The 13,246-nt window shown below is 65.0% G+C and carries 12 protein-coding genes; 6 read left to right on the forward strand and 6 right to left on the reverse strand.

All coding sequences use genetic code 11. From position 1 onward, the window contains the following. Positions 1-69 precede the first annotated feature (69 nt). The 3 genes from ACZ1J6_RS11365 to dusB are packed head-to-tail and all read right to left on the reverse strand — an operon-like array spanning position 70 to position 3,685. Positions 70-1,479 (reverse strand): sigma-54-dependent transcriptional regulator, encoded by a 1,410-nt coding sequence (locus tag ACZ1J6_RS11365; RefSeq protein WP_431568585.1) that lies wholly within the window; start codon positions 1,477-1,479, stop codon positions 70-72. Then, complete coding sequence (locus ACZ1J6_RS11370; RefSeq protein WP_132262800.1) at positions 1,476-2,615, reverse strand: two-component system sensor histidine kinase NtrB; 1,140 nt, start codon at positions 2,613-2,615, stop codon at positions 1,476-1,478. Before ACZ1J6_RS11370 ends, ACZ1J6_RS11365 begins: the two co-directional genes overlap by 4 nt. Beyond that, positions 2,612-3,685 carry a tRNA dihydrouridine synthase DusB gene (gene dusB, locus ACZ1J6_RS11375; protein ID WP_431568584.1) on the reverse strand — a complete coding sequence of 358 codons (1,074 nt, stop codon included), beginning with the start codon at positions 3,683-3,685 and terminating at the stop codon, positions 2,612-2,614. The genes ACZ1J6_RS11370 and dusB overlap by 4 nt, the downstream gene beginning before the upstream one ends. A 100-nt stretch (positions 3,686-3,785) precedes the next feature. On the opposite strand from dusB, the gene ACZ1J6_RS11380 reads away from it, so the two are divergent. The 3 genes from ACZ1J6_RS11380 to ACZ1J6_RS11390 are packed head-to-tail and all read left to right on the forward strand — an operon-like array spanning position 3,786 to position 6,091. Continuing rightward, positions 3,786-4,997 carry a bifunctional 2-C-methyl-D-erythritol 4-phosphate cytidylyltransferase/2-C-methyl-D-erythritol 2,4-cyclodiphosphate synthase gene (locus ACZ1J6_RS11380; protein ID WP_431568583.1) on the forward strand — a complete coding sequence of 404 codons (1,212 nt, stop codon included), beginning with the start codon at positions 3,786-3,788 and terminating at the stop codon, positions 4,995-4,997. A gap of 10 nt (positions 4,998-5,007) precedes the next feature. Beyond that, on the forward strand, positions 5,008-5,562 hold the full coding sequence (locus ACZ1J6_RS11385) for a hypothetical protein (RefSeq protein WP_165921326.1): 555 nt from the start codon (positions 5,008-5,010) through the stop codon (positions 5,560-5,562). Position 5,563: 1 nt separating this feature from the next. Further along, positions 5,564-6,091, forward strand: coding sequence for a CinA family protein (locus ACZ1J6_RS11390; RefSeq protein ID WP_132262806.1), 528 nt, complete (start codon positions 5,564-5,566; stop codon positions 6,089-6,091). A 45-nt stretch (positions 6,092-6,136) separates the two neighbouring features. Here ACZ1J6_RS11390 and ACZ1J6_RS11395 read toward each other — a convergent pair whose 3' ends face one another. Both ACZ1J6_RS11395 and lipA read right to left on the reverse strand, forming a co-directional pair. After that, positions 6,137-6,577 carry a type II toxin-antitoxin system RatA family toxin gene (locus tag ACZ1J6_RS11395; protein ID WP_132262808.1) on the reverse strand — a complete coding sequence of 147 codons (441 nt, stop codon included), beginning with the start codon at positions 6,575-6,577 and terminating at the stop codon, positions 6,137-6,139. A gap of 16 nt (positions 6,578-6,593) precedes the next feature. Then, positions 6,594-7,547 (reverse strand): lipoyl synthase, encoded by a 954-nt coding sequence (gene lipA / locus ACZ1J6_RS11400; RefSeq protein ID WP_132262810.1) that lies wholly within the window; start codon positions 7,545-7,547, stop codon positions 6,594-6,596. An 84-nt stretch (positions 7,548-7,631) separates the two neighbouring features. Between lipA and ACZ1J6_RS11405 the strand changes: the two genes are divergently transcribed. After that, a complete protein-coding gene (locus ACZ1J6_RS11405; RefSeq protein WP_132262812.1) occupies positions 7,632-8,300 on the forward strand; it encodes a carbonic anhydrase in 669 nt (222 codons plus the stop codon). 80 nt (positions 8,301-8,380) lie between these two features. Here the strand turns inward: ACZ1J6_RS11405 and ACZ1J6_RS11410 are convergent, their stop codons facing one another. After that, positions 8,381-9,736 carry a hypothetical protein gene (locus ACZ1J6_RS11410; protein WP_431568582.1) on the reverse strand — a complete coding sequence of 452 codons (1,356 nt, stop codon included), beginning with the start codon at positions 9,734-9,736 and terminating at the stop codon, positions 8,381-8,383. Positions 9,737-10,066: 330 nt separating this feature from the next. Here ACZ1J6_RS11410 and gyrA point away from each other — a divergent pair, with 330 nt between their 5' ends. Then, positions 10,067-12,874 carry a DNA gyrase subunit A gene (gene gyrA, locus ACZ1J6_RS11415; protein ID WP_431568581.1) on the forward strand — a complete coding sequence of 936 codons (2,808 nt, stop codon included), beginning with the start codon at positions 10,067-10,069 and terminating at the stop codon, positions 12,872-12,874. Continuing rightward, on the forward strand, positions 12,871-13,215 hold the full coding sequence (locus tag ACZ1J6_RS11420) for a DUF952 domain-containing protein (protein ID WP_431568580.1): 345 nt from the start codon (positions 12,871-12,873) through the stop codon (positions 13,213-13,215). Before gyrA ends, ACZ1J6_RS11420 begins: the two co-directional genes overlap by 4 nt. Positions 13,216-13,246: the final 31 nt, after the last annotated feature.

Genomic DNA, 13,246 nt, shown 5'->3' on the forward strand with positions numbered 1-13,246 from the left:
CTCGTTCATCGTTGCACCGTTACAACGCCGGTGTTGCTGCTTTGCAAGGGCAAATCCATCAAGGTCGTATCATGAGCGACGAACGAATTCCTCGGGATCGAGAGCCAACTCACTGAGGCGCTTACGCAAAGTGTTGCGATTGATCCCGAGGGCCTGCGCCGCGCGCAGCTGGTTTCCCCCGGTTTCCTTGAGCACTTCGGCAAACAGAGGCCTTTCGAAGGCTGCGGCGGCGGCCTGGTAGATCGTGCCGTTGGCGGGTTTCTCCAGAGCCAGCCAGCGGGTGACGGCCTGCGCGATGTCGCCGCTGTCCTCCTCGGGCACGGCCGGAGTCTCCGCGGCCAGCAGGGACTGGATGCTTTCCGGATCGATGGCATCCTCGCGCGCCAGCAGGGCCAGGCGGTAGATGAAGTTCTTCAGCTCACGCACGTTGCCCCGCCAGGGCTGACGGCTGAGCAATTCCGCCGCCTCGCTCGTCAACTGGCGGCGAGGCAGTCCCTCGTTCGCGGCATGCTGGAGGAAATGGCGAGCCAGAACGTCGATGTCGTCGCGGCGGTCGCGCAGCGGCGGCATGAGGATGGGGACCACGTTGAGGCGGTAATAGAGATCCTCGCGGAATCGCCCTGCCGCGATCTCCGGTTCGAGGTCCTTGTTGGTCGCGGCGATAATGCGGACATCGAGCCGGATTTCTTCCCGTCCGCCCACCCGGCGCACCGTGCCGGACTGGAGCGCCCGCAACAGCCGCGTCTGGGCCTGCATCGGCATGTCGCCGATTTCGTCAAGGAACAGCGTGCCCCCGGCGGCCTGCTCGAACTTGCCGACGTGCCGGGCGACGGCGCCGGTGAAGGCGCCCTTCTCGTGGCCGAACAGTTCGCTCTCGATGAGTTCGGCGGGAATCGCGGCTGTGTTCACGGCAATGAAGGGGCCGGCCTGGCGATGCCCGAGGTTGTGCACCGCTTCGGCGACAAGCTCCTTGCCGGTCCCGGATTCGCCGAGGATCAGCACGGTCAGATCGTTGCGCAGCACGCGCGTAATCATGCGGAAGACCGTCTGCATCGCCGTGCTGCGGCCCACCAGCGGCAGGCCGTCGCCCAGCGGTTCCTCGCCTTCCACCGCGGTTCCCTGCCCCGCTCCCGCCGCCTGGCGGACGGTGCGGGCGAGTTCGTCGATGTCGAAAGGCTTGGGGAAGTACTCGAAGGCCCCGGTATCGGTGGCGCGCACGGCCGTATCGAGGGTGTTCTGCGCCGAGACGATGACGATCGGCAGCGCCGGATGCAGGGCGCGAACCCGGTCGATCGTCTCGATGCCGTCGCCGTCGGGCAGCATCACGTCCGTGACGAGCGCCTGATAAGGCCCCTCCTCCAGCAGCCGGTCACGCTCGGCGATCGACTGGCAATGGACCACGCAGAAGCCTTCCGCCTCCAGCGCTGCGGTGATGACGATGGCGATCGAAAGGTCGTCCTCGACGAGCAGCACGCTCACGCTGCCGGTCTCCTTCTGTTTGATCGGCTGCGAGTTTCGCGCGCCAGCGGCAGATGCACGCGGAAGTGCGTGAGGCCGCCCTCCTCGTCGCGCTCGTGCGTGATGCGGCCGTTCATGTCGCGCACCAGCTTGCGCACGAGCGGCAGGCCAAGGCCCTGCCCGGACTTCTTGGTGGTGACGAACGGCTCGAAAATATGATCGCGCATGGCCGGATCGACACCCGGGCCATTGTCCGTGACACGCAGTTCCACCGGAAGGCGCACGGGCTCCCCAGAGTCGCTGGTATGGAGCTGGAGACCGCTGGCGAAGCGGGTGCGGATCGTGACGCGGGGGTTTTCCTCGTTCCCGCAGGCTTCCGAAGCATTGGCGAGCAAGTTGATGATCACCTGCACCAGGGCGTCCGGGCTGCCGAGCACGGCGGGCAGCGAAGGATCGAACTCTTCCACCAGCTTGACCCGCTCGGGCGCCGCACCATTGGCCGCGGACAGCACGTCGAGCGCGCGGCGCGCCGATTCGTGCAGGTTGCACGGCTCTACCGGCGGCGCGGTGCGGCGGCTGAGCTTCTGCATCCGGTCGATCAGGTTGGCGATCCGGTCGACCTCAAGAGTGATGAGATCGGTCAGCGCGCGGTCCTTGTCCTCGACCTTGCGGGCGAGAAGCTGCGCGGCGCCGCGAATGCCGGCCAGCGGGTTCTTGATCTCGTGGGCCATGATCTCCGGCCCGCGCAGCACCGCATTGTCGGGGCCGCCGGAATCGTCTCCCAGCGCCTCGGTTGCCGTGTTGTCGTGGATGGTCAGCACCTGCCAGCCCGGCGTGTCCGCGATCGGCGCGACGTTCACGTCGATGCGGCGCGCGCCCTTGCCCTTGAGCGTGACCACCACTTCGCGCGCCGAAACCGGGGTTTCGTAATCGTCCAGGCGCTCCAGCAGAAGCTGGTCGGAAAACGTCAGCATTTCCTGCAGCGGCGTACCCACCAGCAGCCGCAGGGACTGGCCGAAGAACTGCTCAGCAGCCGGATTGAGGGACGCGATCCGCAGCCCCGGCTCCAGCAGGACAACCGCTTGCGGCAGGCTGGCAACGAGCCGGGACGCCGCGGGCAAAGTCGTATGCAGGGCCGTGTGCGGCGTAAAGTTCATGCAGCCTGACGGTCTGCCGATGCGGTGCCGGTCTCGCCATCAGGGCTGGCTGCTTCACAGCCCGACATCCCGCGGAACGGCGCGTAGAACTCGGCGAGCGAACGCAGGACTTCGTCAGGATCATCGACGAAGTTGACGCGATTGCGGAACTCGGCCGAACCCTTGATGCCCTTGACGTACCAGCCCAGATGCTTGCGCGCCATCTTCACGCCGGTTTCGCGGCCGTAGTGCGAGAGCATGTCCTCATAGTGTTCGCGGATGATCTCGTACTGCTGGCCGAAATCGGGTTCCTGCATCAGGCCGTTGCCGCGCCACCACTGCATGACCTGCGCGAGGATCCAGGGCTTTCCGTAAGCGCCGCGGCCGATCATCAGGCCATCGGCACCGGACTGCTCCAGCGCAGCGGCGGCATCGTCGATGCCGCAGATGTCGCCGTTGACGATCACGGGAATGGAGACAGCCTCCTTCACGCCGCGCACGAAGCGCCAGTCGGCCGAGCCCTTGTACATCTGGTTCCGGGTGCGGCCGTGGACGGTGATCATCTTCGCGCCGAGGTCCTCGGCGATTCGGGCGAGTTCCGGCGCGTTGAGACTGTCATGGCACCAGCCCATGCGCATCTTCACGGTGACGGGCACCTTCACGGCCTTGACGGTCGCTTCGATCAGGCGCGTCGCCAAGGGAACGTCGCGCATCAGCGCCGAACCGGCGTCACCGTTGACGACCTTGCGGACCGGACAGCCCATGTTGATGTCGATGATCGCGGCGCCGCGATCCTCGACCAGCTTGGCCGCCTCCGCCATCTGCTCCGGTTCGCAGCCGACGAGCTGCATGGACACCGGATCCTCGATCTGGTCCCACATCGCCTTCTGCAGCGAAACGCGGGTCTCGCGGATGGCGGCGGGGCTGGCGATCATCTCCGTGACGTTCAGGCCCGAGCCGAACTTGCGCACCATCTTGCGGAACGGCAGGTCGGACACGCCGGTCATCGGCGCGAGCACGACCGGGCAGTCGACCGTGACGGGACCGACCTGGATCGGCGTGACAGCCGGAGGAGTGGGCAGAGTCTTCATTGCGTGAACCGGTAATTGCCTGAAAAACGAGATGTGCCTAAAAAACAGGCAGCGCATAGTGGATTGCCCTCGCCTCGGCAAGCGATTACCGGCAACGACAATGTCGCAAGACCTGTCAGAAACGCCCCAGCGTCCCGCCGAACATCCCAGCACCGCCACGCCGGTGCCTGTCTCGACCGTTGCCGCCGTCGTCGTGGCGGCGGGCCAGGGACTGCGCGCCGGGCAGCCGCTCCCCAAGCAATTCGCGCCCTGGCGCGGCAAGCCGGTGATCCGTCATTCGGTGGAAGCCCTCGCCAGCGCCGGCGTGAAACCGATTCTCGTGGTGATCCCGCAAGGCGCGGAAACCCTGGCGGCGGAAGCGCTCTCGGGGATCGAGGGCATACTGTTCACCAACGGCGGCGAAACACGCCAGGAGTCAGTGAGGCTGGGGCTCGAAGTGCTCGTGGGCGGCGATCCCGATTTCGTCCTCATACATGATGCCGCAAGGCCCCTGCTTCCCGCCGCCGTGATCGGCCGGTTGCTGGCTGCCCTGGACGATCACGAGGGCGCTATTCCGGTGCTGCCGGTGGCCGACAGCCTCGCCCATGCCGAAACGTCCGGAGACGGCGAAGTCATGGGCGCTCCGGCGCGGCGGGAAGACTTGCGCCGGGTCCAGACCCCGCAGGCCTTCCGTTTCGACCGAATTCTCGGTGCGCACCGCGCCTGGGACGGCCCTACCAATGCCGGAGACGATGCCCAGGTCGCCCAGGCTTCCGGCATGGAAATCGCGCTCGTCGAAGGAGACGAAGCCTTGCACAAGCTGACTTATTCCTCGGACTTCGCCGCAGCCGCCCCGCCTATCCGCGTGGGCACGGGTTATGACGTTCACCGCCTGGAGGAAGGTGAGGAACTCTGGCTCTGCGGCGTGAAGATCGCTCATACCCATGGCCTGTCCGGTCATTCCGACGCCGACGTGGCCATCCATGCCCTGGTCGACGCCATGCTCGGCGCCGTGGGCAAGGGCGACATCGGCCAGCACTTCCCGCCCAGCGATCCGCAGTGGAAAGGCGCGGCTTCGGATCGCTTCCTTGCCCACGCTGGAAAGCTCATCGCCGAAGCCGGTTATGCGCTGGGCAATGCCGACGTCACCATCATCTGCGAGGCGCCGAAGATAGGCCCTCACCGCGAAGCCATGCGCGCGCGGCTCGCGGAAATTCTCGTCGTTCACCCCGGGTTGATCAGCGTGAAGGCAACAACCACCGAAAAGCTGGGTTTTACGGGTAGGGCAGAAGGAATCGCCTGCCAGGCCGTCGTCAGCCTGGTACGGATTTAAGGAGCCGACGATGTCCACTCTTCGCAAGACCTGCACGCTCGCCTTGCTCTCCGCGCTGGCGATCGCGCCCGGTGTGGCCAGCGCTCAGCAGTCGTGCCTGACCAAGGCCGAGGCGCGCTCGCTGTTCGGCTATGCCCTGCCCCAGGTCATTTCCGGCACCAGCAAGCGTTGCGCCCAGGTGCTTCCGAGCGATTCCTTCCTGCGCAGCCACGGCGCCGAACTCGTCACCCGTTACGCGGCGCAGAAGGCCCGCTACTGGCCGGAAGCCAAGGCGGCCTTCCTCAAGCTGGGCGAAGGCAAGGACGCGCAAGTCGGCCAGTTCGCGCGCAATCTGCCCGACGAATCGCTGCGGCCGCTTGTCGACATCACGGTGGAAGGCCTTGTTTCCCAGGAACTTCCGCTGAAATCCTGTGACAAGGTCGACCTTGCGCTGGACCTGCTTTCCCCTCTCCCGCCCGAGAATACCGCCAGCCTGATCGCCCTGCTGATCGAAGTCACTTCCAAGGCCGATGAAGTCGCGCCCGGGAAGGCGAAGCTCGGCGGCTTCACTCTCTGCAAGGACTGACATGTCTCGCAACATCCTATTCCCGCAGGATCTTTACGACCTGGCGGAGCGCGTCATTGCCGAAAACAAGGCGATCGGACGCAAGGTGTCCGTGGCCGAGAGCTGCACCGGCGGCCTCGTTTGCGCCGCCCTGACCGAAGTGGCCGGCTCTTCGGCCGTGCTCGATCGCGGCTTCGTGACATATTCGAACGAATCGAAGCAGGAGATGCTGGGGGTTCCCTCGGACATCATCGATACGCTCGGCGCCGTATCGCCGGCGACGGCATGGGCGATGGCGCAAGGCGCGATTACGCATAGCCATGCCGATGTGGCCGTGGCGATCAGCGGCATTGCCGGTCCGGATGGCGGCAGCGAACTCAAGCCGGTCGGCACCGTGGTCTTCGCCCGCGCCCATCGCGGCGAAGAGGAAGTTCATGCCGAGCAGAAGCTGATCGAAGGCGCCAACCGCGCGGAAATCCGCCATCACGCGGCGGTAGTCGCGCTGGAATTGCTGCTGCCGGGTACCGAGCTGCCGGCTTACGCGGACTGAGCCAGGCACATCGTCCCGGACTGGATCCGGGACGGCGTTTTCAAGTCAGACCGGCTCGCCGTATAGCTCGTGCGCGCGGGTTTCGAAGGCGGCCACCATCTTGCGGAAGGCCTTGTCGAAATACTGGCCGGCCAGCTTTTCGAACAGGGCGTTGCGGAAGCTGAAGCGCACGTCGAATTCGATGTCGCAGCTATGCGAATCCACCGGATGGAAGATCCAGTGGTTGTGAAGGTCCTTCATCGGACCGTCGACGTAATGGACCTTGATCTCGCGCGGATGGACTTTCTCGACGCGCGAGGTGAACTTCTCGCGCAGGGCCTTGAAGCCGACGAGCATGTCTGCGACCATTTCCGTGCCATCGTCGGACTTCACCCGGGTGGCGACCACCCAGGGAAGGAACTCCTGATAGCGACCGACATCGGCCACAAGGTCGAACATCTGCTCTGCGCTATAGGGAAGGCGCTGCGTCTCGTGAATTCCGGGCACTGCTACGTCTTCCGGCTCAGCGCGGGGTCTTTGCCAGCGCGGCCTTGGCAAGCTGCGCCTCGCGGGTAGCACGCATCTCGGCGAAGTCCTTGCCGGCATGGTAGCTCGATCGCGTCAGCGGCGAGGACGCCACTTGCAGGAAGCCCTTCGCACGGGCGATGGCGCCATAGGCGTCGAAGGCCTTGGGCGTGACGAATTCCTTCACTTCGGCATGCTTCGGCGTCGGCCGCAGGTACTGGCCCATCGTCAGGAAGTCGATATCGGCGCAGCGCATGTCGTCCATGACCTGGTGCACTTCCAGGCGTTCCTCACCCAGGCCGAGCATGACGCCGGACTTGGTGAAGATCTTCGGATCGTGGGCCTTCACTTCCTCCAGCAGGCGCAGCGAAGCGTAGTAGCGCGCGCCGGGACGGATCGTCGGATAGAGCCGGGGCACCGTTTCGAGGTTGTGATTGTAGACGTCGGGACCGGCGGCGACGATCGCCTCGATCGCGCGGCGCATCTTGCCGCGGAAGTCCGGGGTCAGGATCTCGATCGTGGTGGAAGGCGTTGCAGCGCGCAGCGCCTGGATCACCTTGACGAACTGGTTCGCGCCGCCGTCCGGCAGGTCGTCGCGGTCAACCGAGGTGATGACGATGTGTTCGAGGCCCGTCTTCAGCGCCAGTTCGGCGACATGCTCGGGCTCGGAAGGATCGACGCGGCCGGGCATGCCGGTCTTCACGTTGCAGAAGGCACAGGCGCGCGTGCAGGTGTCGCCCAGAATCATCACCGTGGCGTGCTTCTTGGTCCAGCATTCGCCAATGTTCGGGCAGGCCGCTTCCTCGCAGACCGTATTGAGCTTGAGATCCCGCATCAACTGGCGCGTCTCGCCATATCCCTTGCTGGTCGGCGCTTTCACGCGGATCCAGTCGGGCTTGCGTTGACGTTCGGGCTTCTGCTCAGGGCTTGGCACGGAGGAAAGATCGTTCATGCCGTCCAGATAGTCGCAAGCTTGCCAGCTTGCCAGTGCGAATATCCGCTCTATGGATTGCGTGCGTTTCAATGGAGGCATCCCATGACCGATTCCAGCGCCCCGAACGACCAACAACGCGTCCTCGATACCCTGCTAGAAGGGTACCACCGCTTTCGCAGTAGCGGGTGGAGCCCCAATCGCGAGCGATGGGCACGCCTGAGCGAAGGGCAACAGCCCGAAGTCATGATCGTCGCCTGCTCGGACAGCCGCGTCGATCCCTCGCAGATCTTCGACGTCGATCCCGGCGAGATCTTCGTCGTCCGCAATGTCGCCGCGCTCGTTCCGCCCTTCGAGACCACGCCCGGTCACCACGGCGTTTCTGCCGCGCTGGAATTCGCGGTACAGGTCCTGAAGGTGAAGGAAATCGTGGTCATGGGCCACGGCATGTGCGGCGGCTGCAAGGCGGCGCTGACTCAGGAACTTCACGGCACCGAGCCCGGCCAGGGCGGCTTCATCGCCGACTGGATCTCGATGCTGGACGAGGCGCGCGGCCCGGTCGCAGCCGAATTCGGCACCAGCGGCCGTCCCGCGGAGCGTCAGATGGAGCAGGCGGCCGTCCGGGTCAGCCTCGAAAACCTGATGACCTTCCCTTGCGTCCGCCACAAGGTGAAGGCCGGGGAACTCAAGCTGCGCGGCGCTTTCTTCGCGATTTCGGACGGAGAGCTGCACATGATGGACGACGCGAGCGGAGACTTCGCGCCGGTCACGTAAACGCGAAATCGCAAAGCCAAAAAGGAAAGGGCGACGGGTTTCCCCGCCGCCCTTTCCTTTTTTGTGCCTGAGGCAGCGGCTTACGAAGCCGGCGTGCCCTTCGAAGCGGCGTAGGCCGACCACAGCTTGGCCACTGGGCCGCGCGTGCCGCTGACCTTGGCCAGGGTAGCCTGCGCGTCGGCCGCCTTGCCCTGCATGGCCTGCGCCATGCCAAGGCGCAGATTGGCCTTGTTGGCATCGACGCCGGACTTGCCCAGGGCCGCCTTGTAGAGCGTCTCGGCCTTCGCGTATTCGTCATAGCTGAGGAACACGTCGGCAGCGCCCGTCACTTGGGCTGCGGTTGCGCCCGGCTTCATGGCGTCACGCTCGGTGGCAGGCAGCGAGGCCTTGTCCGCAGCGACACGGCCAGCGCTGTTGGCGCGGTCCTGGCCGACTTCGGCCTGGGTCAGCAGGCTCTTGGCCAGACCCTGATCCATGATCTTGACGGCTTCACCCGGGAAGGCGCGCGGATCGACATTCTGGAGATATTCCAGATAGTCGCGCTTGTCCTTCATCGCGCCGGTGACGTTCATCAGGCGCATGAGATCGAGGTTCTCGGCGTTCTGGAGCGAGGCCAGCTGGCGCACGATCGAAATCGCGATGTTCCACGAAGCCGGGCTCGGGTAATACTGTGCCAGCATCGCCGCATATTCGGTCGACGGTGCAAGCTGCTTGGCATCGTAGGAGGCCTGAAGCGCGCTGCGGATCGAGGTTTCGCTCGGCTTGGTGCCGTTCGCCTTGGCCGCTTCCAGCTCCTTCTGGACCATCGCCAGCGCCGCCTGCGGGTTGTTCGAACGCTTGTAGGAGTCCGCCAGCAGCGGCTGGATCATGTTCTGCGTATCGCGGTAGCCGCCGTCGAACGACTGCTGCAGATAACGTGCAGCCACATCGTACTGACCGCTCTGATAAGCGGTGACGCCGGCCAGATACTGGACCTGACCCAGCGATTCAGGGCTGGTCTGGCCGCTGTCGAGCATCATGACGAGGCCCTTGTTCTGCATCGCCGGGTCGTTCATCAGAACGCCGACGTTGCGGGTCATTTCGCCCTGCTTCAGCTTGTCGAACGGCTGCGTGGCCTGTGCCTCGGCCGTCTGGAGCTGGGCCAGAACGCCGCCCATGGCGGCGTCGACTTCGGCGCGGGCCGCAGCCTTTTCAGCATCGGTCTTGGCGGCCTGGGCCTTCTGCGAGGCGGCCGTCACCGCGGCATTCGCCTTGGAATCCGCGATCGCCTTGTCGACCGGTGCGGCAACCGCCGCATATTCCTTGGAGAAAGTAGCCTTGGCGGGCGCCTTCTCCTTCTCCTTGGCGGCAACCGTTGTCGGTGCTGCCGCGATGGCCATTCCGCCGGTCATGGCTACGGCCAGGGCAATACGGGAAATCAGGAACTTGCGAGCCATTCAGGCCAACTCCTCATCAAGACAAATCGAAGACACGCCGGACGGCGAAATCTCCTGAAATCGGTGGTGCCGGTGTGGCGGCGAATTGACCGCTTGGCAACCTAGAGGCGCAATTAGAACGCCGCCACTTAACGCTGTTTGAATGCAATTCGCCGCAGCCTCGGGGGTTCCCGCCGGACGTCGGTCCGGGCTCGCCACTCCCTTCGGCCCATAAGTGTGGAAAAAAGCACGGAGGATGGAACGCCCCCTCCTGTTCATGTGGCTTTCGCCCAGCGCATGCCCTAGGGCGATCCATCACCCTTTGTCCCGCAGCAACGAACGATCCAGCGCGTGAGCGACGACACCGACATCAACGGCCCCGAACACCTCGGTCCCGAAGGCGAATATACCCGCATCGACATCGTCGATGAGATGAAGACGAGCTATCTCGATTACGCGATGAGCGTGATCGTGAGCCGCGCCCTGCCCGACGTGCGCGACGGCCTGAAGCCGGTTCACCGCCGTATTCTCTATGCCTGCCAGGAAGCGGGCTACGTTGCCGGTCGTCCCTACCGCAAGTCCAGTCGTATCGTCGGCGACGTCATGGGTAAGTATCACCCCCATGGCGACAGCGCGATCTACGATGCACTGGCCCGTCTGACGCAGCCGTGGTCGATGCGCCTGCCGCTGATCGACGGCCAGGGCAACTTCGGCTCGATGGATCCCGATCCGCCGGCCGCCATGCGTTACACCGAAGCGCGCCTGGACAAAGTGGCGAACGAGCTTCTGTCGGACATCGACAAGAACACCGTCGATTTCGCCGACAACTATGACGGCTCCGAAAGCGAGCCGACCGTGCTTCCGGCGCGCTTCCCGAACCTCCTCGTCAATGGCGCCGGCGGTATCGCCGTCGGCATGGCCACGAACATTCCGCCGCATAATCTGGGCGAAGTGATCGACGGCTGCCTGGCGATGATCGAAAATCCGGCGATCACGGTCGAGGACCTGATCCAGATCATCCCGGCGCCCGACTTCCCCACCGGCCCGCTGATCCTTGGCCAGGGCGGCGCGCGCAACGCCTATCTGACGGGCCGCGGCTCGATCATCATGCGCTGCCGCCACGAGATCGAGGAAGGCCGCGGCGACCGCCGTTCGATCGTCCTCACCTCGATCCCCTACCAGGTCGGCAAGTCGAACCTCGTCGAGAAGATCGCCGAAGCCGCCAAGGAAAAGCGGATCGAGGGCATCTCGGACATCCGCGACGAATCCAACCGCGAAGGCGTGCGCGTCGTCGTCGATTTGAAGCGCGATGCCACGCCTGAGGTCGTGCTCAACCAGATCTGGCGCAATACCCCGGCCCAGTCGAACTTCGCCGCCAACATGCTGGCGATCCACGGCGGCCGCCCCGAAGTCTTCAACCTTCGCGGCTTCCTCCAGGCCTTCATCCAGTTCCGCGAAGAAGTCATCACCCGCCGCACCAAGTTCGAACTGAACAAGGCGCGCGACCGGGCGCACATCTTGCTCGGCCTGGTCGTTGCGGTGTCCAACCTCGACGAAGTCGTGGTCATGATCCGCAGCGCCCCGAACCCGGCAACGGCACGCGCGCGCCTGATGGCCAAGGAATGGCCGATCGGGGACATTGCGCCGTATATCCGTCTGGTCGAGGCTATCGAGCCGAATGCCGAGCAGGACGGCGGATCGTATCGCCTCTCCGAGGTTCAGGTGAAAGCGATCCTCGATCTGCGCCTGCACCGCCTGACGGCGCTGGGCCGCGACGAGATCGGCGACGAACTGAAGGAACTGGCCGCCGCGATCGAGGAATATCTCTCGATCCTGGCCGACCGGGTCAAGCTCTACGCCGTCATGCGCGAAGAGCTGGTCGCCGTGCGCGAGCTTTACGCCACCCCGCGCGTATCCCAGATCACCGGTGCCGCTGACGGCATCGAGGACGAGGACCTGATCGAGCGCGAGGAAATGGTCGTGACCGTCACCATGGACGGTTACATCAAGCGTACCCCGCTCTCGACCTTCCGCGCCCAGGCGCGCGGCGGCAAGGGCCGCGCCGGCATGGCGACGAAGGACGAGGACGTCGTGACCACGATGTTCGTCACGTCCACGCACAACCCGGTGCTGTTCTTCTCCACCGCCGGCAAGGTCTATCGCCTCAAGGTCTACAAGCTGCCGGAAGGCGGCCCGACCACGCGCGGCCGCCCCATCGTCAACCTCCTGCCCTCGCTGGACAAGGACGAGACGATCCAGACCGTGCTCCCCCTGCCGGAGGACGAGAAGGAGTGGAGCAAGCTCTCGGTGGTCTTCGCGACCGCCAAGGGCAACGTGCGCCGCAACGCCATGGACTCTTTCGCGAACATCCCGTCGAACGGCAAGTTCGCGATGAAGTTCGACGACGACAGCGACGATCGCCTGATCGGCGTGGCTCTGCTCAACCATTCGGACGACGTCCTGCTGGCGAGCCGCCAGGGCAAGGCCATCCGCTTCGCCGGCGATCTGGTCCGCGAATTCGCGAGCCGCACCTCCACCGGCGTCAAGGCCATGACGCTGAAGGAAGGCGACGAAGTCATCTCGCTGTCGATCCTGCACCGCGTCGGCGTGCAGGACCAGGACGAGCGCGAGGCCTATCTCCGCTTCGCGCCCTGGAAGGGCGAGCGCGACGGTGAGAGCACGCTCGACGGCGAACGCCTGGCCTATCTGGTCGAAAAGGAGCAGTTCATCCTGACCGTCTGCGCCAACGGTTACGGCAAGATGTCTTCGGCCTACGAGTATCGCCGCACCGGCCGCGGCGGCCAGGGCATCACCAATATCGACAATATCGAGCGCAACGGCCCGGTCGTCGCCAGCTTCCCGGCTAGCCGCGCCGACCAGCTCATGCTCGTCACTGACCAGGCCAAGCTGATCCGCCTGCCGCTCGAATCGCTGCGAGTGATTGGCCGCGGTTCGGCAGGCGTGCGCCTGTTCAACGTGTCGAACAACGAGCACGTCGTCAGCGCCGTGCGCCTTGACGAACCGGCCGAGGAAGACATCGTCGAAAGCACTGTCGATGCGGCCATCGAGGGTGATGCACCCGTCACGGGCCAGGCGCCTGAAACCGGATCGCCGGAAGGCGACCTGCCCGATACCGACACCCCGGACACGGAAGCGTGACGGAGACGGTCGCCTACAAGATCCTGACCGGAGAGCAGCTCGATCGGCTGCTCTCCGACGGCACCTTCACCGGCGCCCCGATCGATCTTGCCGACGGCTATATCCACATGTCCACGGCCGAGCAGGCGCAAGAAACGCTGGACAAGCACTTCGCCGGACAGTCCGGACTCGGCATCGCCGCGGTTGATCTCACCGTCTTGGGCGATGCGGTGAAGTGGGAAGTTTCGCGCGGCGGCGCGCTGTTCCCGCACATCTACGCCGACCTGCCGCTTTCCGCCGTGATCGCCCATGGTCCCGCCGAACGGGATGCCGCCGGCAAGCTGATCCTTCCGGGCGGCTGAGCTTTCGGCACCGCTGAACCAGCGGGGCTGC

The sequence above is a fragment of the Novosphingobium sp. BL-S-21 genome, from assembly GCF_055521655.1.